A 19,971-nucleotide genomic window follows, 5' to 3' on the forward strand; every position below is an offset into this window, starting at 1 on the left:
AGACAGGTCAGACCATGAGCATTACCCAGTTTAAAAACACTGCAACCCTGCAACTGGATGAGTCCAACCCGGTGGCCGTGCCCCTCGGCGAGCCGGTGGCGATTGCTTCGACCACCAGCGTCGAGCGCGATGACGGCGTCGAAACCGGCGTCTGGGAATGCACGCCCGGGCGCTGGCGTCGGCAGATCACCGCGCAGGAGTTCTGCCATTTCATTTCCGGGCGCTGCACGTTCACCCCCGACGGTGGCGGCGAAACCCTGCACATACAAGGTGGCGACGCACTGATGTTGCCGGCCAACACGCTCGGTATCTGGGATATCCAGGAAACCGTGCGCAAGAGCTACGTGCTGATTTTCTGATTGTTTGATCCTTTGATTGCCTGCCAACAAAAAAGAAAACCCACACAGGAATCGATCCATGATCCGCAAGACCCTCGCTCTGGCACCGCTGATGCTCGCCGTTTCCCTTGCTCAGGCAGCGGAAACGGTCAAGGTTTACAACTGGTCCGACTACATCGCGCCGGACACCACCAAGAACTTCGAAAAAGAGACGGGCGTGGGGGTCACCTATGACGTCTACGACAGCAACGAAACCCTCGACGGCAAGTTGATGACCGGCAAATCCGGGTACGACGTGGTGTTTCCGTCCAACCACTTCATGGCTCGGCAGATTCAGGGCGGGGCGCTGAAGAAACTCGACAAGAGTCAGCTGCCGAACTGGAAGAATCTCAATCCGGTGCTGCTCAAAGCGCTACAGACCAATGACCCGAACAACGAACACGGCTTCCCTTATCTGTGGGGCAGCACCGGCATCGGCTACAACATCGCCAAGGTCAAAGCGGTGCTGGGCGACAACGCCCCCGTGGACTCCTGGGACCTGATCTTCAAGCCCGAATACATGGAAAAGCTGCAGAAGTGCGGCGTGGCGATCCTCGACAACGGCCCGGAATTGCTCCCGGCGGCGCTCAACTACCTGGGCCTGCCGCACCACAGCAAAAATCCCGAAGACTATAAAAAAGCTGAAGCACTGCTGATGAAAGTGCGGCCGTACGTCAGCTACTTCCACTCCTCGAAATACACCAGCGATCTGGCCAACGGCGATATCTGCGTGGCGGTCGGTTTCTCTGGCGACATCCTGCAAGCCGAGTACCGCGCCAAGGAAGCCAAGAATGGTGTCGACATCGGCTACAACATTCCCAAGGAAGGCGCAGCCATCTGGTTCGACATGGTCGCCATGCCGGCCGATGCGCCGGACGAGAAGGCCGGTTACGCCTTCATGAACTACCTGCTGCGCCCGGATGTGATGGCCGGCATCAGCAACTACGTGCACTACGCCAATGGTAACGAGCAGGCCGACAGCCTGATCGACCCGGCGATCAAGAACGACACCAAGGTTTATCCGAGCCCGGAGATGATGGGCAAGCTGTTCGCGCTGGAGGCGATGCCGTTGAATATCGACCGGATCCGCACGCGGGTGTGGAACAAGATCCGGACTGGTAGCTGACTCGCACATAAATCCCCTGTGGGAGCGAGCCTGCTCGCGAAGGCGATCTGTCATTCAACATCAATGTTGTCTGACTCGACGCCTTCGTCGGAACGCCGCCCGGAGCAGGCTCGCTCCCACAATGTCTTTCAGCGTTTAAAGGGTTGATATCAATACAATGTCATTGCACTAATAAAGTGCAGCAAAGTGAGACGCGCCTAACAAAAAACAACTTACCCATATTTAATATTTAAATAGAAAATCGTCAGACAATTAGGCAAAAGCTCCGCAACTAAAACATTCTTTCGACCTCGCACGCTTTGTTTACGGCAGTTTCCGGAAACAGCTCGATTTGATCTCAAAAAAATCCTTTACGGCAGATTTCAAATTGTGTCAGGTTTCTTACGCCTTCATTGGGCGAGTGATAGGACGATCTCGCCAGAGAGAGTCCTATCGGACAAAAACTGTTCCATTGCTAAACAAGGAAGTGTGTTTATGTCGAAAGTTAAAACGAATGCTATTGATACCGCCGAACAGGCTTTCCAGCTGTCAGCCTTCAGCTCGGCGTACAACCAGATCAATAGCTTCAGCCATCAATACGATCGTGGCGGCAACCTCACGGTCAATGGCAAACCCTCCTTTTCCGTCGATCAGGCCGCAACCCAGTTGCTGCGCGACGGCGCTGCCTACCAGGACAAGGACGGCAGCGGCAAGATCGAACTCACCTATACGTTCCTGACCTCGGCATCGTCCAGCACGATGAACAAGCACGGGATCACTGGGTTCAGTCAGTTCAGTGCACAACAACAGGCCCAGGCCAAGCTCGCCATGCAATCCTGGGCTGACGTGGCCAACGTGACCTTCACCGAGAAAGCCTCGGGCGGTGACGGCCACATGACCTTCGGTAACTACAGCGGTGGCCAGGATGGCGCTGCAGCGTTCGCCTATCTGCCAGGCACCGGCGCCGGTTATGACGGCACCTCGTGGTACCTGATCAACAGTGGCTACACGCAGAACAAGAATCCGGATCTGAACAACTACGGTCGTCAGACCCTGACTCACGAAATCGGCCACAGCCTGGGCCTCGCTCACCCTGGTGACTACAACGCCGGGAATGGCAATCCGACCTACAACGACGCGTCCTACGGCCAAGACACTCGCGGCTACAGCGTCATGAGCTACTGGAGCGAAAGCAACACCAGTCAGAACTTCAGCAAGGGCGGTGTCGAAGCGTATTCGTCCGGCCCGCTGATGGACGATATCGCTGCCATCCAGAAGCTCTACGGTGCCAACACCACCACCCGTACCGGTGACACCACCTACGGCTTCAACTCCAACACTGGCCGTGATTTCCTCAGCGCTTCGTCGTCGAGTGACAAAGTGGTGTTCTCGGTGTGGGACGCGGGCGGCAAGGATACTCTGGACTTCTCGGGCTTCACCCAGAACCAGAAGATCAACCTCAATGACGCCTCGTTCTCCGACGTTGGCGGCATGGTGGGCAACGTATCCATCGCCAAAGGCGCGATCATCGAGAACGCAATCGGTGGTTCCGGCAACGATCTGCTGATCGGCAACAGTGTGGCCAACGAACTCAAGGGCGGTGCCGGCAACGACATCCTCTGGGGTGGCGGTGGTGCCGACAAGCTGTGGGGCGGCGCCGGTTCCGACACCTTTGTGTTCGCTGCCAGCTCGGACTCCAAGCCAGGTGCGATCGATCAGATCCTCGATTTCGTCAGCGGTCTGGACAAAATCGATCTGACCGGTATCACCAACGGTGCCGGCCTGCACTTCGTCAGCAGCTTCACCGGTTCTGCCGGCGACGCCATCCTGACTTCGTCGGGTGGCAATAGCCTGCTGTCGGTGGACTTTTCCGGGCACGGCGTGGCGGACTTCCAGGTCAGCACCGTTGGCCAGGCAGTCACCAGCGACATCGTGGCGTGATGTAGAAGTGGAAAGCGGCGTGTGATACGCCGCTTTCTCCACTTGCATCGTGTTGCTCGGTAAGCAAGGCTACACGCCGGAGCGAATATTCCTATGATCTGTAAAGCTTTTACCTACAAGGCAATGGCGTGGCTCTCGGCGACGCTGATCATGATTTCAGGAGAAACCAGCATGGCAAGCAGCCTCAGACTTGAAGAACCCTCCGTATTTGCCGGGCAGTGGCAAGCGACATTGTCAGAGCGTTCTGATGATGCAAAAGCGCAAAAGCACCAGGACAAGCCTTCGAACACGTGCATCGTCGAATTGCAGGCAAACAAAACCTTGAGTAAAGGTGCTGACTGCCTCGGATCATGGCTTGAAGCAACCCCGATCGGCTGGTTTCCCGATCCGGACGGCCTGTCGATCACCGGCAAGGAAGGTTCAAGAATCCAGTTTTTCAGTCGACAACGTGACGGGTTTTATCAGACTACTTTGAAGTCTGGCTTGATGATTACCCTTGAGCGCGTGGCGCAATAACCTTGATTATCCAGAACGCGACAAAGTTTTAATATAAAGCGCCACGCTATGGTTATAAGCAGCGCGGACTGACAACTGCACCGCAATTAATTACGCAAGTTGTTATGAAAGTGTAAGCGGGTACTTGCAAGTCATCTTTCGCAGGTAAGCGGAACATTAATTGAAGGCTCACCCAAGTGTGGCGGGTCCAATCATTTCAGGACGAATCGATGAAGATGGCGAAGGCCCCAGCCACCGCTCCCTTATTCAAGGCATTGGCTGACTATAAAAGTATCCTGATCAGCGTCGGCTGTTTTACCGCACTGATTAACGTGCTGATGCTGGTGCCCTCCATCTATATGCTCCAGGTCTATGACCGGGTGCTGTCGTCGCAGAACGAAACGACCCTGGCGATGTTGTCGCTGATGGTGGTCGGTTTCTTCGCCTTTATCGGCCTGCTGGAAGTGGTGCGCAGCTTTATCGTGATTCGCATCGGTAGCCAGTTGGAGCGCCGCTTCAACCTGCGCGTCTACCAAGCTGCGTTCGAGCGCAACCTGTTCAAGGGCGAGGGCAACGCTGGGCAATCACTGGGCGATCTGACGCACATTCGTCAATTCGTTACCGGGCCGGCGCTGTTCGCGTTTTTCGATGCGCCATGGTTCCCGGTCTACCTGTTTGTGATTTACCTGTTCAACGTCTGGCTCGGTGTGCTCGCCACAGCAGGCGCACTGCTGCTGATCGGCCTGGCCTGCCTCAACGAATACATGACCAAAAAGCCGCTGGGCGAAGCGGCCGGTTATTCGCAGAAGTCCAGCCAGTTGGCCACCAGCCATTTGCACAATGCCGAAACCATTCAGGCGATGGGCATGCTGGGTTCGCTGCGCAAGCGCTGGTTCCAGGTGCATTCGCGTTTCCTCGGCCTGCAAAACCAGGCCAGTGACACCGGTGCGGTGATCAGCTCGTTGAGCAAAACCCTGCGCCTGTGCCTGCAATCGTTGGTGCTGGGCTTGGGTGCTTTGCTGGTGATCAAGGGTGATATGACCGCCGGGATGATGATCGCCGGTTCGATCCTGATGGGCCGCGTGCTCAGCCCGATCGACCAATTGATCGCGGTGTGGAAGCAATGGAGCGGGGCGAAGCTGGCTTACCGCCGTCTCGATGCCTTGCTGCAAGCGTTCCCGCCCAGCGACGACGCCATGGCGCTGCCGCCGCCGAAAGGCCAGATCACTTTCGAACAGGTCAGCGCCGGCCCACCGGGACAACGTGCGGCGACTTTGCAGATGGTCAATTTCAACTTGGGCGCCGGTGAAGTGCTGGGTGTGCTGGGTGCTTCCGGTTCCGGCAAGTCGACGCTGGCCCGTGTGCTGGTCGGCGTCTGGCCGACTCTCGGCGGTACCGTGCGTCTCGATGGCGCGGATATCCATCGCTGGAACCGCGACCAACTCGGTCCCTATATCGGTTATCTGCCGCAAGACATCGAGCTGTTCAGCGGCAGCATCGCCGAGAACATTGCGCGTTTCAGCGAGGCCGATCCGCAGAAAGTCGTCGCCGCTGCGCAACAGGCCGGCGTCCACGAAATGATCCTGCGCCTGCCGCAAGGCTACGACACGCAACTGGGCGAGGACGGCAGTGGTTTGTCCGGCGGCCAGAAGCAGCGTGTGGCACTGGCGCGTTCAATGTACGGCACGCCGAGTCTAGTGGTGCTGGATGAGCCGAATTCCAACCTCGATACCGTCGGTGAAGCGGCACTGGCCAGCGCCATCGCCGCGCTCAAAGCCCAAGGCACTACGGTGGTGCTGGTCACGCACCGTTCTTCGGTGTTGGCCCAGGCCGACAAACTGCTGGTGCTCAATGACGGGCGTCTGCAAGCCTTCGGCCCGAGTCAGGATGTGCTTAAGGCACTTTCCGGCCAGCAAGAACAACAACGGGAAAAAGCTGCACCGGCACCGGGCGGGCTCAGCATGAGCCGACAGTATCAGCCCTCGACAAGGAATTCGGGTGTATGAGCAGCGCAAGCATGAACACTGAAAACGAAGCGAGCATGGAGCACGCCTACATCACCGAACGCCCGGAGCGCGATGCGAAGTTTTTCGCGCGCATGGGCTGGATTCTGGCGATCGTTGGCGCCGGCAGTTTCTTCACCTGGGCGGCCCTGGCGCCGCTGGATCAAGGTATTCCGGTGCAAGGCACGGTCGTCGTGTCGGGCAAACGCAAAGCCGTGCAGTCGATGAGCAGCGGCGTGGTCAGCCGGATCCTGGTGCGCGAAGGCGAGATCGTCAAGCAGGGCCAGCCGCTGTTCCGCCTCGACCAGACGCAAGTCGCCGCTGACGTGCAGTCGCTGCAAGCACAGTACCGCATGGCTTGGGCCAGCCTCGCGCGCTGGCAGGCCGAGCGCGACAACCTCAAGCAAGTGACCTTTCCCGCCGAGCTGAGCAATGACCCGGATCCGCGCCTGGCGCTGGTGCTTGAAGGTCAGCGGCAACTGTTCAGCAGCCGTCGCGAGGCTTACTACCGCGAGCAGGCCGGACTGCGTGCGAGCATCGAAGGCGCCACCGCACAACTGGCCGGCATGCGCCGCGCCCGTACCGATCTCAATGCCCAGGCCGACTCGCTGCAACAGCAGTTGAGCAACTTGCAACCGCTGGCCGACAACGGTTACATCCCGCGTAACCGCTTGATGGAGTACCAGCGGCAACTGTCGCAAGTGCAGCAGCAACTGGCGGAAAACACCGGCGAAAGCGGCCGGGTCGAGCAGGGCATCCTCGAGTCGCGGCTGAAACTGCAACAGCACGCCGAGGAGTATCAGAAGGAGGTCCGTACGCAACTGGCCGACGCGCAGCTGAAAAGCGTGACTCTGTCGGAGCAACTGACTTCCGCCGGTTTCGATCTGCAACACAGCGAAATCATCGCCACTGCCGATGGCGTGGCGGTCAATCTCGGCGTGCACACTGAGGGCGCGGTGGTGCGTCAGGGCGAAACATTGCTGGAGATCGTCCCGCAAGGCACGACGCTGGAAGTGGAAGGGCACTTGCCGATCAACCTGATCGACAAGGTTGGCGCGCATTTGCCGGTGGACATCCTGTTTACCGCGTTCAACCAGAGCAAAACCCCGCGTGTACCGGGCGAAGTCAGCCTGATTTCCGCCGACCAGATGGTCGATGAGAAAACCGGCGTGCCGTACTACGTGTTGCGCAGCAGTGTCAGCGACCAGGCCATGGAAAAACTCAACGGTCTGGTGATCAAGCCCGGCATGCCGGCAGAAATGTTCGTGCGTACGGGTGAGCGTTCACTGCTCAACTATCTGTTCAAACCGCTGCTTGACCGGGCCGGCTCTGCGCTGACCGAAGAATAAGGATGTTCGGCTGTATGAATAAGCTTTCCACGCTCGCAGCAGCATTCTTGCTGCTCGCGAGTCACTCGGCAGTGGCGGCCATGGGGCCGTTCGAGATCTACGAACAGGCGTTGCGCAATGACCCGGTGTTCCTCGGCGCGATAAAGGAACGCGATGCCGGCCTGGAAAACCGCGCCATAGGCCGCGCCGGCCTGTTGCCGCGCATCGGTTACACCTACAACAAGGGGCGCAACTCGTCGAAAGCGACGTCTCTCGATGAGCGCGCGCGTAACCGTACCGACGATCGTAACTACAGCAGTTACGGCTCGGCGCTGACCCTGCAACAACCGCTGCTCGACTACGAGGCTTATGCCGCGTATCGCAAAGGTGTCGCGCAGTCGTTGTTTGCCGACGAGAACTTTCGCGGCAAGAGCCAGGAGTTGCTGGTTCGCGTGCTGGACAACTACACCAAGGCACTGTTCGCGCAGGACCAGATCGACATCGCTCAGGCGAAGAAAAAGGCGTACGAGCAGCAGTTCCAGCAGAACGAACACATGTTCAAGCAAGGCGAGGGCACGCGTACCGATATTCTCGAGGCTGAGTCGCGTTATGAACTGGCGACTGCCGAGGAGATAGAGGCGCGTAACGAACAGGACGCCGCGCTACGGGAGCTGGGTGCGCTGGTGGGTACGCCGGCGGTGGACATCGGTGATCTGGCGCCGCTCGATCAGAACTTCCAGACATTCGCGCTGATGCCTGCCAATTACGACACCTGGCATGAAATGGCGGTGAGCAATAACCCGAATCTGGCTTCGCAACGCCAGGCCGTGGAAGTCGCGCGGTATGAAGTGGAACGCAATCGCGCCGGGCATCTGCCGAAAATCAATGCCTACGCCTCGATGCGCCAGAACGAATCGGAAAGCGGCAACACCTACAACCAGCGCTACGAAACCAACACCATCGGTTTTGAAGTCAGTGTGCCGCTGTATGCCGGTGGCGGGGTGTCGGCGTCGACGCGTCAGGCCAGCCGCACTATGGAGCAGGCCGAATACGAGCTTGATGGCAAGACGCGTGAGACGTTGATTGAACTGCGGCGGCAGTTCAGCGCCTGTTTGTCGGGGGTGAGCAAATTGCGCGCTTATCAGAAAGCGCTGAGCTCGGCGGAAGCGCTGGTGGTGTCGACCAAGCAGAGCATTCTCGGTGGCGAGCGGACCAACCTCGACGCGTTGAACGCCGAGCAGCAACTGTTCACCACACGCCGCGATCTGGCGCAGGCGCGGTACGACTATTTGATGGCCTGGACCAAGTTGCATTACTACGCCGGGACCTTGAACGAGCAGGATCTGGCGCGGGTGGATGAGGCATTTGTGGTCGCTCAACAGCCCTCACCCTAACCCTCTCCCAGGGGGAGAGGGGACCGTTCCGGGGATATTGCAGAAGTACACCGACCTGAACGAGCGGCACCGAATCCAACATCGAGCCGGTTTTTCAGCTCGATGCATGACGCAAGACACCTCGGTCAGCTCCCTCTCCTGAGGGAGAGGGCTGGGGTGAGGGGATAAGCGACCCGGTTTTTCAGCTCGATGCATGACGCAAAACACCTCGGTCAGCTCCCTCTCCTCGGGGAGAGGGCTGGGGTGAGGGGATGAGCGACCCGGTCTTTCAGGTCGATGCATGACGCAAGACACCGCGGTCAGCTCCCTCTCCTGGGGGAGAGGGCTGGGGTGAGGGGAACAGGCAACACCGCAAAAGAACCTGCATAAAACAAAAAAAGTGAGTGGTGAACATGGACGTACGCATCAAGCCAATTTCGGTCGGTACCCTGCTGCTTGTGATTTCCGCAACCCAGGCTCAGGCCCAGTACCTTGAAACCGGCCAACCCGGCGATCCCGGCAGTTGGCGCAGCGCCGAATTCCTCCGCGACTGGGGCCTGAGCCGGATGCAGGCTGAGCAAGCCTACGCCGTCGGCATCACCGGTAAAGGCGTGAAAATCGGCGCCCTCGACTCCGGTTTCGATGCCGCCCACCCGGAATTCGCCAGCGACCGCTATCACCCGGTAATAGCCAGCGGCAGCTACATTGACGGTTCACTGTTCAACGTCAATGGCATCCTCAACCCCAACAACGACTCCCACGGCACGCATGTCGTTGGCACCATGGGCGCCTCACGCGACGGTACCGGCATGCACGGCGTGGCGTACAACGCACAAATCTACGTCGGCAACACCAACAAGAACGACAGCTTCCTCTTCGGCCCCAACCCCGATCCGCGCTATTTCAAAGCGGTATACGACGCCCTCGCCGATGCCGGCGTGCGCGCGATCAACAACAGCTGGGGCAGCCAGCCGCCGGATGTCAGCTACCGGACACTGGCCGATCTGCACGCCGCGTACGCTCAGCACTGGAATAAAGGCACCTGGCTCGATGCGGCAGCGGATGTTTCCCGGCGCGGCGTGATCAACGTATTCAGCGCCGGCAACAGCGGCTATCCGAACGCCAGTGTGCGTTCCGCGCTGCCGTATTTTCAGCCGGATCTGGAGGGCCACTGGCTGGCCGTGTCGGGCCTCGATCAAAGCAATCAGCAAAAGTACAACCAGTGCGGCCTCGCCAAATACTGGTGCATCACCACGCCGGGGGCGAAGATCGACAGCACCATTCCCGGGGGGGATTACGCGATCAAGTCCGGCACCTCGATGTCGGCGCCGCATGCGACCGGGGCACTGGCGCTGGTGATGGAACGCTACCCGTACATGACCAATCAGCAGGCGCTCGAAGTGCTGCTGACTACCGCAACGCAACTGGATGGCTCGGTCACCGCTGCGCCGACCGAGCGGGTCGGCTGGGGCGTGGCCAACCTGAACCGGGCGATGCTCGGGCCAGGGCAATTGCTCGGTGCGTTTGATGCCAACTTGGGGGCAGGGCAGCGCGATGTCTGGAGCAATGACATCTCCGACAAGGCGCTCATCCAGCGGCAGGCTGAAGACCTCGCTGAGCACAGTGCCTGGCAGCAAACCCTGCAAGACAAGGGCTGGCAGAACGGCGTTGCTGCCGGTGCCAGCCAACAGGATCAGACCGATTACGCGGTCGGCACTGCCCGTGATACGGCAGCGGCGAGCCGGGTGTATCAAGGCAGCCTGATCAAGTCCGGCGGCGGCCAGTTGATCCTCACCGGCGACAACAGCTATCGCGGTGCAACCACAGTCAATGGCGGCTTGCTCACGGTCAACGGCTCGCTGACTTCCGCTGTAACGGTGAATGACAGCGGCAGCCTCGGCGGTTCCGGCCGCATCGCCGCGTTGACCGCCAACAGCGGCGGCCGCGTGGCGCCGGGCAACTCCATCGGCATCTTGAATGTCGCTGGCGATGTGAACTTCGCGCCGGGCTCGACCTACGCCGTTGAACTGTCGCCAACCAGCAGCGACCGCATCGTTGCTGGCGGCACCGCCAACATCAGCGGCGCCACGGTCAGCCTGTCGCTGGAAAACAGCCCGACGCTGCTCAGCACCACCGAGGCGCAAAGCCTGCTCGGTCGCCAGTACGACATCCTGCAAGCGGCCGGCGGCATTCAGGGCCAGTTCGGTGCGGTGCTGCCGAATTACCTGTTTATCGGCGGCAGCCTCGACTACGCCGCCAATGGCATTCAACTCGATATCGAACGTAACTCAACCACCTTCGCCAGCGTCGGGCAAACGCCGAATCAGCGCTCAGTAGCGGCTGCCGTCGAAGGTCTGGGCGCGGGTAACTCGGTGTACGAAAGCCTGTTGCGTTCACCCGATGCGAGTTCCGCACAACAGGCGTTTCAGCAGTTGAGCGGCGAGATCTACCCGGCGTTGAGTTCGATGCTGATCAACGACAGCCGGCAGTTGCGCGATGCGGTGGGCGAGCGCCTGCACGATACCAATGCTGCGCAAAGCAATGGCTGGGTCAAGGCGCTCGGCGCCTGGGGCACGACTGATTCGAGCCACGACACGGCGGGCTACAACACCTCGATTGGCGGGCTGCTGGCCGGTGTCGATGGCGCGCTGGACGAGCAGACCCGCATCGGTCTGGTCAGCGGTTACAGCGACAGTTCGCTGAGCATGGGTTCGGGCACGCATTCCTCGGCCAAGGTCGACAGCTATCACCTCGGCGCGTACGCCGGCCGTGAACTCGGCGCCTGGCGCTTGAGCACGGGCGCGGCCTACAGCTGGCATCGCGCCGATGTGAAGCGTGATCTGCAATACGGCAACGTCAGTGCCAAACAGAAAGCCAAAGTCGATGCGGCGACCACGCAAGTGTTCGGCGAGGCGGCTTATCGCTTGCACCTGCAACCACTGGCGCTGGAGCCATTCGCCAACCTGGCTTACGTGCATCTGGACACTGAAGGTTTGACCGAGAAGGGCGACGCTGCGGCGTTGAAAAGCTCCGGCGATCAACGTGACGCGGTGCTGAGCACCCTCGGCGTGCGAGCGATCAAGACCTTCAATCTTTCGCCCGCGCAATCACTCGACGTGAGTGGCCATCTCGGCTGGCAGCACAGCCTCAGCGACATCGATTCCGAGCAGCATCTGCGCTTCGCCAGCGGTGGCACGCCGTACGCGGTGGAGAGTTCAGCGCTGGTGCGTGATGCGGCGCTGGTGGGTGTGCAGGCCAGCCTGGCCTTGAGCAAGGACGTGCGGGTCAACCTTGATTACAACGGACAACTGGCCAGTCGCGAAAAGCTGCATGGCGTTGGCCTGAGCCTGAACTGGCAGTTCTAACCCACGCTGATCGTTCCCACGCGGAGCGTGGGAACGATCAACAGCTGAAGAGACGGATTTTTCGCAACATCACTAAGGAAGGTCGCTGGATGAATAACAACAATACCCCCGCGCAAACGGGAGGCCGCTTTGCCCTGAAAACCCTCACGCTCGCCGTGCTCTGTGCCATCGGCACCGCCCACGCCGCACCCTACGTGGAGAGCGGTCGCACGGGTGATCCGTCGAGTTGGCGCAGTGCCGAATTTCAGGCCGATTGGGGCCTGGGCGCGATCGGTGCCGATCACGCCTACGCCGCCGGCTATACCGGCAAAGGCGTGAAACTGGGGATCTTTGATCAGCCGGTGTATGCCGCGCACCCGGAGTTTTCCGGCAGCAATAAAGTCGTCACCCTGGTCACCAGCGGGATTCGCGAATACACCGACCCGTACATCCCGGTCAAAGCCGGCGATGCGTTCCGTTATGACGGTTCGCCCTCGGTCGGTTCCGACGGCAAACTCGGCGCCCACGGCACCCACGTCGGCGGTATCGCCGCCGGCAGTCGCGACGGCGGGCCGATGCACGGCGTGGCATTCGGTGCGCAGATCATCAGCGCCGACAACGGCGACCCGGGCCCGGAAGACGGCATCGTTCGCGGTAACGACGGCGCGGTGTACAAGGCCGGTTGGGACGCACTGATCGCCAGCGGCGCGCGGATCATCAACAACAGCTGGGGCATCGGCATTACTGACCGTTTCGACCTCGGCGGCCGCGATCCGGCGTACCCGCACTTCACCGTCAATGACGCGCAAGTGCAGTTCAACGAAATCCGCACGCTGCTCGGCACCAAGCCCGGCGGCGCCTACGACGGTGCGATTGCCGCCGCGCGCAGTGGCATCGTGACGATCTTCGCCGCCGGCAACGACTACAACCTCAACAACCCGGACGCCATCGCCGGTCTCGGCTATTTCGTTCCGGACATCGCGCCGAACTGGATCACCGTCGCCGCGCTGCAGAAGAACCCGGACCTGGCCAGCGCCAATCCGTACATCATGAGTACGTTCTCTTCGCGTTGCGGCTATACCGCGAGTTTCTGCGTCTCGGCGCCGGGTACGAAGATTTTCAGCGCGATCATCGAAGGCACCAACGCCGACAACCTGACCACCGGCTACAAAAACTACAACGGCACCTCGATGGCCGCGCCACACGTGGCCGGTTCCATGGCGGTGCTGATGGAACGCTTCCCGTACATGAGCGGTGATCAAGTCGCCACGGTCTTGCGTACCACCGCCACTGACCTCGGCGCGCCGGGCATCGACGCCTTGTACGGCTGGGGCATGATCAACCTGCGCAAGGGCATCGACGGCCCGTCGATGTTCGTCACCGAGCAGGACATCCCGGCCGAATTCCGCATCGACGGCGCTTACGGCTCCGGCCAGTTTGTCGCGGATCTGCCGGGTATCGGCGCGATCATTGATCAAGGCAAACCGACCGAGCGCGTGTGCACTGACATCACCTGCGGCCTCGACACCTGGCGCAACGACATTTCCGGCCACGGCGGGCTGACCAAGCAAGGTATCGGCACGCTGGTGCTGACCGGCAACAACACTTACAGCGGCCCGACCCTGGTCAATCAGGGCCGCCTGGCCATCAACGGTTCGCTGCAATCGGCGGTGACGGTGAATGACGGCGGTATCCTCGGCGGCAATGGCCACATCGGCACGCTGTCGGTGAACAGCGGCGGTACGGTGGCGCCGGGTAATTCCATCGGCACAATGAATGTGGCCGGTGACGTGACCTTTGCACCGGGTTCGACCTACGCCGTAGAGCTGTCGCCGACCAGCAGCGATCAGATCATCGCCACTGGCAAAGCGCTCATCGAAGGCGCGACGGTGAGCCTGTCGCTGGAAAACAGCCCGACGCTGCTGAGCACCAATGAAGTGCAAAGCCTGCTCGGCACGCGCTACAACATCCTGCAAGCGGCGGGCGGTATTGAAGGCCGCTTCGGTCAGGTGTTGCCGGATTACGCCTTTCTCGGCGGCACGCTGGCGTACTCGGCCGATGGCATCCAGTTGGCGGTCGGGCGTAACGACGCTTCGTTCGCCAGCGTCGGTTTGACGCCGAACCAGCGTGCGGTCGGTGCGGCGGCCGAGCGTCTGGGCGCTGGTAACGCGCTGTTTGAAACCCTGTTGCTGTCGCCGAATGCGGCGTCGGCGCAGCAAGCCTTCCAGCAGTTGTCCGGCGAAATCCATCCGGCCATTGGCACGATGCTGATCAACGACAGCCGTTACCTGCGTGAAGCCGTTGGCGAACGTCTGCGCGAGCGTGATCTGTTCAACGCCGGTGCACCGACTGACGATCGCAGCAACGCCTGGGTCAAGGTCCTGGGTTCGTGGGGCAAAAGCGATGGCGGGCATGACAATGCCGACTCCAACAGCTCCATTGGCGGCCTGCTGGCCGGTGTTGACGGCTTGATCGCTGAAGATACCCGTCTCGGTTTCGTTACCGGTTATAGCGACAGCTCATTGAGCATGGGCAGCGGCACGCATTCGTCGGCATCAGTCGACAGCTACCACTTGGGTGCGTACCTGGGCCATCAGATCGATGCGCTGCGTCTGACCGTCGGTGGCGCCTATAGCTGGCACCGTGTCGACGTCAAACGTGACCTGCAGTTCGGGGACGTCAGCGGAAAACAAAAGACCAAGCACGATGCCGCAACCACTCAAGTCTTCACCGAGGCCGCCTATGATCTGGGCCTGCAACCGATGAACCTGGAGCCGTTCGCCAATCTGTCCTATGTGCACCTGAACACCGAAAGCTTCACCGAAAAAGGTGACGCCGCCGCGCTGAAGGGCGGTGAGGACAACCGCGATGTGGTGCTGTCGACCCTCGGCGTGCGCGCCAAGCGCAGCTTCGCGCTGTCGGATCAGCATCAGTTGGAACTGGGCGCGAGCCTCGGCTGGCAGCACAACCTGAGCAACGTTGATGCCGACAGCCATCTGGCGTTTGCCAATGGCAACAGCGCGTTCACCGTGCAGAGCGTGTCGATGGATCGCGATGCGGCGGTGGTCGGTGTGCGTGCGGGTCTGGCGCTCAATCGCGATGTGCGGGTGAACCTGGATTACAACGGCCTGATCGGTAACAACGAGAAAGACCACGGCGTGGGTCTGACCCTCGACTGGCAGTTCTAAGGCGTTCCGGCAGTTCTGCGGAGCTGCCGGTTTTTGAAGGAAGAGAGAGCACAACATGGGACTGTTCGATTATAAAAATGCCGATGGCAAAGCGTTGTACAGCGACGCCATCGCACTGACGCTGTATGCCTACACGCCGACCGGCAAACCGTTGCCGGCCACCGCTTGGGCGCCGCTCACGGCGACGGCGCTGGGCTATCAGGGCAAGGTCGGGCCACAAGGCACGTTCTTTGGCGAGAAGGACGGCTTCACCAGCGCCGAGGCCGAAGTGCTCGGCAAGTACGACGCCGCCGGCAAATTGATCGGCATCGGCGTCGCTTTTCGTGGCACCGGCGGGCTGGGTTACAGCGACACCTTCGGCGACCTGAAAAACAACCTGCTGGCCGCCATCGGGCCGTCGGATTACGCGAGCAATTACGCGAAAAACGCTTTCGACAATTTGCTCAAGGCGGTCGCCACATTCGCCATCGCCAACGGCATTGCCGCCAAGGACGTGCTGCTCAGCGGCCACAGCCTCGGCGGGCTCGGGGTCAACAGCGTCGCCGAATTGAGCGCGAGCAACTGGGGCGGCTTCTTCAAGGACGCCAACTACATCACCTTCGCCTCGCCAACCCAGAGCAGCACCGGCAATAACGTGCTGAACATCGGTTTCGAGAACGACCCGGTGTTCCGCGTGCTCGACGGCACCACGTTCAGCAGCGCGTCGATGGGCAAGCACGACAAGCCGCACGATTCGACCACCGACAACATCGTCAACTTCAACGACAACTACGCGTCCACCGCGCAGAACCTGGTGCCGTTCAGCATCGTCAATCCGCTGAACTGGTCGGCCCACAGCTCGTTGGGCTATGCCGATGGCTTGAATCGGGTCATCGATTCGAAGTTTTACAACCTTACGCATAAAGACTCGACGATCATCGTCTCCAATCTGGAAGAAGCGTCTCGCGGCAAGACCTGGGTCGAAGATCTCGGCCGCAGTGGCGAGCCGCACACCGGCAGCACGTTCATCATCGGCACCCAGAGCAGCGACTGGCTCAAGGGCGGCGCGGGCAACGACTTCCTCGAAGGCCTGGGCGGTGATGACCGGTTCCGTGATGACGGCGGCTACAACATCCTGCTCGGTGGCCAGGGCCACAACACCTTCGAACTGCAGAAACCATTGCAGAACTTCAGCTTCGCCAACGATGGGGACGGCACGCTGTACGTGCGCGACGCCTACGGCGGCATCAGCATGACCCGCGACATCGGCGCGCTGGTGAGCAAGGAGTCGGGTTCGTGGTGGGGCAGCAAGGAAATCACCTGGAGCGTCACCGCCAAGGGTTTGACCAATGGCAACGAACTGACCCAGTACAACCACTCGCTCAGCGGCGATGGCTACGGCAATGCGCTGCACGCCACGGCTGACGGTGACTGGCTGTTCGGCCTCGGTGGCGATGACAAGCTGATCAGCGACAAGGGCCATGTGACTTTCGTCGGTGGCGCCGGCAATGACGTGATGACCGCCGTGGGTGGCAACAACACCTTCCTGTTCAGTGGCGCGTTCGGTTTTGATGGCATCAACGGTTATCAGGGCAGCGACAAACTGGTGTTCATGGGCGTCGAAGGCGCGGGGCAGGGCTACGACTACAAGCAGCACGCGGCGCAGGCCGGCAACGACACCGTGCTGAAGATTGGCGACTTTGCCGTGACCCTGGTCGGGGTGGGAGTGGCTAACCTGTCGGACTCGGCGTTCGTTTTCGCCTAAAAACCTGTAGGAGTGAGCCTGCTCGCGATAGCGGTGTGTCAGTTTGCATTTTTTCATCTGGCACACCGCTATCGCGAGCAGGCTCACTCCTACATTAAAAGCAACGCGTAGTTTCTGAAATGCTCCGGGGCGTCCCCGTGGGGCGCCCTGGCTGTGAGCTATCTCTAACAATTCCAACAAGAGAGAGGCAATAGCAATGGGTGTGTATGACTACAAGAACTTCGGCACAGCCGATTCCAAGGCGTTGTTCAACGATGCCATGGCGATCACGCTGTATTCCTATCACAACCTCGATAACGGCTTTGCCGCCGGTTATCAGCACAACGGTTTCGGCCTCGGCCTGCCCGCCACGCTGGTCACGGCGCTGCTCGGCGGCACCGATTCGCAAGGGGTGATTCCCGGCATTCCGTGGAATCCCGACTCGGAAAAACTCGCCCTCGACGCGGTGAAAAAGGCCGGCTGGACGCCCATCACCGCCTCGCAACTGGGCTACGACGGCAAGACCGATGCGCGGGGTACCTTCTTCGGCGAGAAGGCCGGTTACACCACCGCCCAAGTGGAAATCCTCGGCAAGTACGACGCCCAGGGCCATCTCACCGAACTCGGCGTTGCCTTTCGCGGCACCAGCGGCCCGCGGGAGAACCTGATCCTCGACTCCATCGGCGACGTGATCAACGACCTGCTCGCCGCCTTCGGTCCCAAGGATTACGCGAAGAATTACGTCGGCGAAGCCTTCGGCAATCTGCTCAATGACCTGGTGGCGTTTGCCAAGGCCAACGGCCTCAGCGGCAAGGACGTTCTCGTCAGTGGTCACAGCCTCGGTGGCCTGGCGGTCAACAGCATGGCCGACCTGAGCGGGGGCAAGTGGGGTGGTTTCTTCGCCGATTCCAACTACATCGCCTACGCCTCGCCAACGCAAAGCAGCACCGACAAAGTGCTCAACGTCGGCTACGAAAACGACCCGGTGTTCCGCGCCCTCGACGGCTCGACCTTCACCGGTGCTTCGATCGGCGTGCACGATGCGCCCAAGGTCTCGGCCACCGACAACATCGTCAGCTTCAACGATCACTACGCCTCGACCGCGTGGAATCTGCTGCCGTACTCGATCCTCAACATTCCCACCTGGATCTCGCACTTGCCGACCGCGTATGGCGACGGTATGAACCGGGTGATCGACTCAAAATTCTACGACCTGACCAGCCGCGACTCGACGATCATCGTCGCCAACCTCTCGGACCCGGCGCGGGCCAACACCTGGGTACAGGACCTCAACCGCAACGCCGAAACCCACAAGGGCAGCACGTTCATCATTGGCAGTGACGCCAACGATCTGATCCAGGGCGGTAGCGGCAACGATTACCTGGAAGGTCGCGCCGGCAATGACACCTTCCGCGACAGTGGTGGCTACAACGTTATCCTCGGCGGGCAGGGCAGCAACACCCTCGATCTGCAAAGTGCGGTGAAATACTTCGACTTCGCCAATGACGGTGCCGGCAATTTGTACGTGCGCGACGCCAACGGCGGGATCAGCATCACCCGCGATATCGGCAGCATTGTCACCAAGGAACCGGGCTTTCTCTGGGGCCTGTTCAAGGACGATGTGACCCACAGCGTCACGGCCAGCGGTTTGAAGGTCGGCAACAACGTCACCGCGTACGAGTCCAGCGTCAAAGGCACCAGCGGCGCCGATACGTTGAACGCGCATGCCGGTGGCGACTGGTTGTTCGGGCTGGACGGCAACGATCACCTGATGGGTGGCGCGGGCAATGACGTGTTTGTCGGCGGCGCCGGTAACGACCTGATGGAGTCGGGGGGCGGGGCGGATACGTTTCTGTTCAACGGTGCGTTTGGGCAGGATCGGGTGCTCGGTTTCACGTCCAATGACAAACTGGTGTTTCTCGGAGTGCAGGGTGTGTTGCCGGCGGAGGATTTCCGGGCTCATGCTGCGACTGTCGGGCAGGACACGGTGCTGACGTTTGGCAACGATTCGGTGACGTTGGTCGGGGTGTCGCTGAATAGCCTGAGTGCTGACGGTGTAGTGATCGCCTAAGGTTGATGGGGTGCCGGTAAGGGCCTCTTCGCGAGCAGGCTCGCTCCCACACTGGATCTGTGTCGTTTACAAAACCCCTGTGGGAGCGAGCCTGCTCGCGAAGAACGATAACGCGGTGTCAAAAGTGACTCAACAGCCATTCCCTGACTCAAACCCCTGCAAAACAGGAATTGCGGCCTAAAGCCAGCATGTGCACACACGTTCTATAGCTAGCCGCCATTGAGTACAGGAGATTCAAACGTGAAAGGTTTCAAGGGGTATGTCGGGTTCGTCGCACTGGCGCTGTGTTCGGCCAATGCCTGCGCCGATCTGCCTCAAAGTTCGATTCTGAGCCGTTACGGCGTCACCACCGAGCAACTGCCGAGCCCGCCGAAAACCGCGGCGGCCGAACCGGTCGAAGAGAAGAGCCGCTTTCAGATTCAGCCCGAACAACCGTTCGTGACCCTGCGTCTGGGTGACGGTAAACAGCCGCAAACCACCGGCAATCTGAGCATCGATCGCATGACGCAGCAGGACCTGGAACGTTGCCAGCGTTTGCAGGGCGAAGTGGTCAAGCGGGGTGGCACGTACATGCCGTGCGACGGCAGCCTGCCGGGCATGCCGACCTTCGAATAACACGCGATGATTGTTCCCACGCTCTGCGTGGGAATGCCTCAACGGACGCTCCGCGTTCGGCTCTGGATGGGACGCGGAGCGTCCCGGGCTGCAATCCCACGCAGAGCGTGGGAGCGATAGACGCGAGCGAAACCTAGTCTTCTTCGCGCACAGTGGCCACTTCATCGGCACGGACCTTCACCTTGGCCCCGGAAATATCCTCGAACTCATAGAAGCCGTCCTTGGTTTTGGTCTTCGGCATGTCCTTGGTCAGGTACTGGGTGCCGTTCTGCAGGGTGACCACCGTCGGGGTCGAGCAACCGGCCAGTGCCAGTGCGGCGGCGATGGCGAAAGGGATGCCCAGTGCTTTGATTTTCATACCCACCTCTAAATCCTCATTCGATGTGATGCCGAGCATTGTCGGCCCTC

At 60.4% G+C, this 19,971-nt stretch carries 13 protein-coding genes; 12 read left to right on the top strand and 1 reads right to left on the bottom strand.

From position 1 onward, the window contains the following. Window positions 1-14 precede the first annotated feature (14 nt). The 12 genes from HU754_RS14005 to HU754_RS14060 all read left to right on the top strand — a co-directional run bounded on the left by HU754_RS14005 (window position 15) and on the right by HU754_RS14060 (window position 19,563). Window positions 15-359, top strand: coding sequence for a cupin domain-containing protein (locus tag HU754_RS14005; protein WP_093431317.1), 345 nt, complete (start codon window positions 15-17; stop codon window positions 357-359). Between the two features lie 58 nt (window positions 360-417). After that, window positions 418-1,503, top strand: a complete 1,086-nt coding sequence (locus HU754_RS14010; RefSeq protein ID WP_186621600.1) for a polyamine ABC transporter substrate-binding protein — start codon at window positions 418-420, stop codon at window positions 1,501-1,503. Window positions 1,504-1,977: 474 nt separating this feature from the next. After that, window positions 1,978-3,423, top strand: coding sequence for a serralysin family metalloprotease (locus HU754_RS14015; protein ID WP_186621607.1), 1,446 nt, complete (start codon window positions 1,978-1,980; stop codon window positions 3,421-3,423). Between the two features lie 93 nt (window positions 3,424-3,516). Next, window positions 3,517-3,939 carry an AprI/Inh family metalloprotease inhibitor gene (locus tag HU754_RS14020; RefSeq protein ID WP_186621614.1) on the top strand — a complete coding sequence of 141 codons (423 nt, stop codon included), beginning with the start codon at window positions 3,517-3,519 and terminating at the stop codon, window positions 3,937-3,939. A gap of 209 nt (window positions 3,940-4,148) precedes the next feature. After that, window positions 4,149-5,924: a type I secretion system permease/ATPase gene (locus HU754_RS14025; protein WP_095049081.1), complete on the top strand. Its 1,776-nt coding sequence runs from the start codon at window positions 4,149-4,151 to the stop codon at window positions 5,922-5,924. Further along, window positions 5,921-7,270, top strand: coding sequence for an HlyD family type I secretion periplasmic adaptor subunit (locus HU754_RS14030; RefSeq protein WP_034154169.1), 1,350 nt, complete (start codon window positions 5,921-5,923; stop codon window positions 7,268-7,270). The genes HU754_RS14025 and HU754_RS14030 overlap by 4 nt, the downstream gene beginning before the upstream one ends. A gap of 2 nt (window positions 7,271-7,272) precedes the next feature. Then, entirely contained in the window at window positions 7,273-8,643 is a 1,371-nt protein-coding gene (locus HU754_RS14035) for a TolC family outer membrane protein (RefSeq protein ID WP_095126057.1), read from the top strand. Between the two features lie 392 nt (window positions 8,644-9,035). Then, entirely contained in the window at window positions 9,036-11,987 is a 2,952-nt protein-coding gene (gene eprS / locus HU754_RS14040; RefSeq protein WP_186621622.1) for an autotransporter serine peptidase EprS, read from the top strand. Between the two features lie 89 nt (window positions 11,988-12,076). Continuing rightward, on the top strand, window positions 12,077-15,154 hold the full coding sequence (locus HU754_RS14045) for an autotransporter serine protease (protein WP_186621629.1): 3,078 nt from the start codon (window positions 12,077-12,079) through the stop codon (window positions 15,152-15,154). A 55-nt stretch (window positions 15,155-15,209) separates the two neighbouring features. Next, entirely contained in the window at window positions 15,210-16,898 is a 1,689-nt protein-coding gene (locus HU754_RS14050; protein WP_186621630.1) for a polyurethane esterase, read from the top strand. Window positions 16,899-17,094: 196 nt separating this feature from the next. Then, window positions 17,095-18,948, top strand: a complete 1,854-nt coding sequence (locus tag HU754_RS14055) for a polyurethane esterase (protein WP_186621631.1) — start codon at window positions 17,095-17,097, stop codon at window positions 18,946-18,948. A 240-nt stretch (window positions 18,949-19,188) separates the two neighbouring features. Next, window positions 19,189-19,563 (top strand): hypothetical protein, encoded by a 375-nt coding sequence (locus HU754_RS14060; protein ID WP_186621633.1) that lies wholly within the window; start codon window positions 19,189-19,191, stop codon window positions 19,561-19,563. A 133-nt stretch (window positions 19,564-19,696) separates the two neighbouring features. On the opposite strand, the gene HU754_RS14065 is transcribed toward HU754_RS14060, so the two are convergent. After that, a complete protein-coding gene (locus tag HU754_RS14065) occupies window positions 19,697-19,921 on the bottom strand; it encodes a YgdI/YgdR family lipoprotein (protein ID WP_095049074.1) in 225 nt (74 codons plus the stop codon). Between the last annotated feature and the right edge of the window lie 50 nt (window positions 19,922-19,971).

The organism is Pseudomonas zeae (assembly GCF_014268485.2).
Lineage (GTDB): Bacteria > Pseudomonadota > Gammaproteobacteria > Pseudomonadales > Pseudomonadaceae > Aquipseudomonas > Aquipseudomonas neuropathica.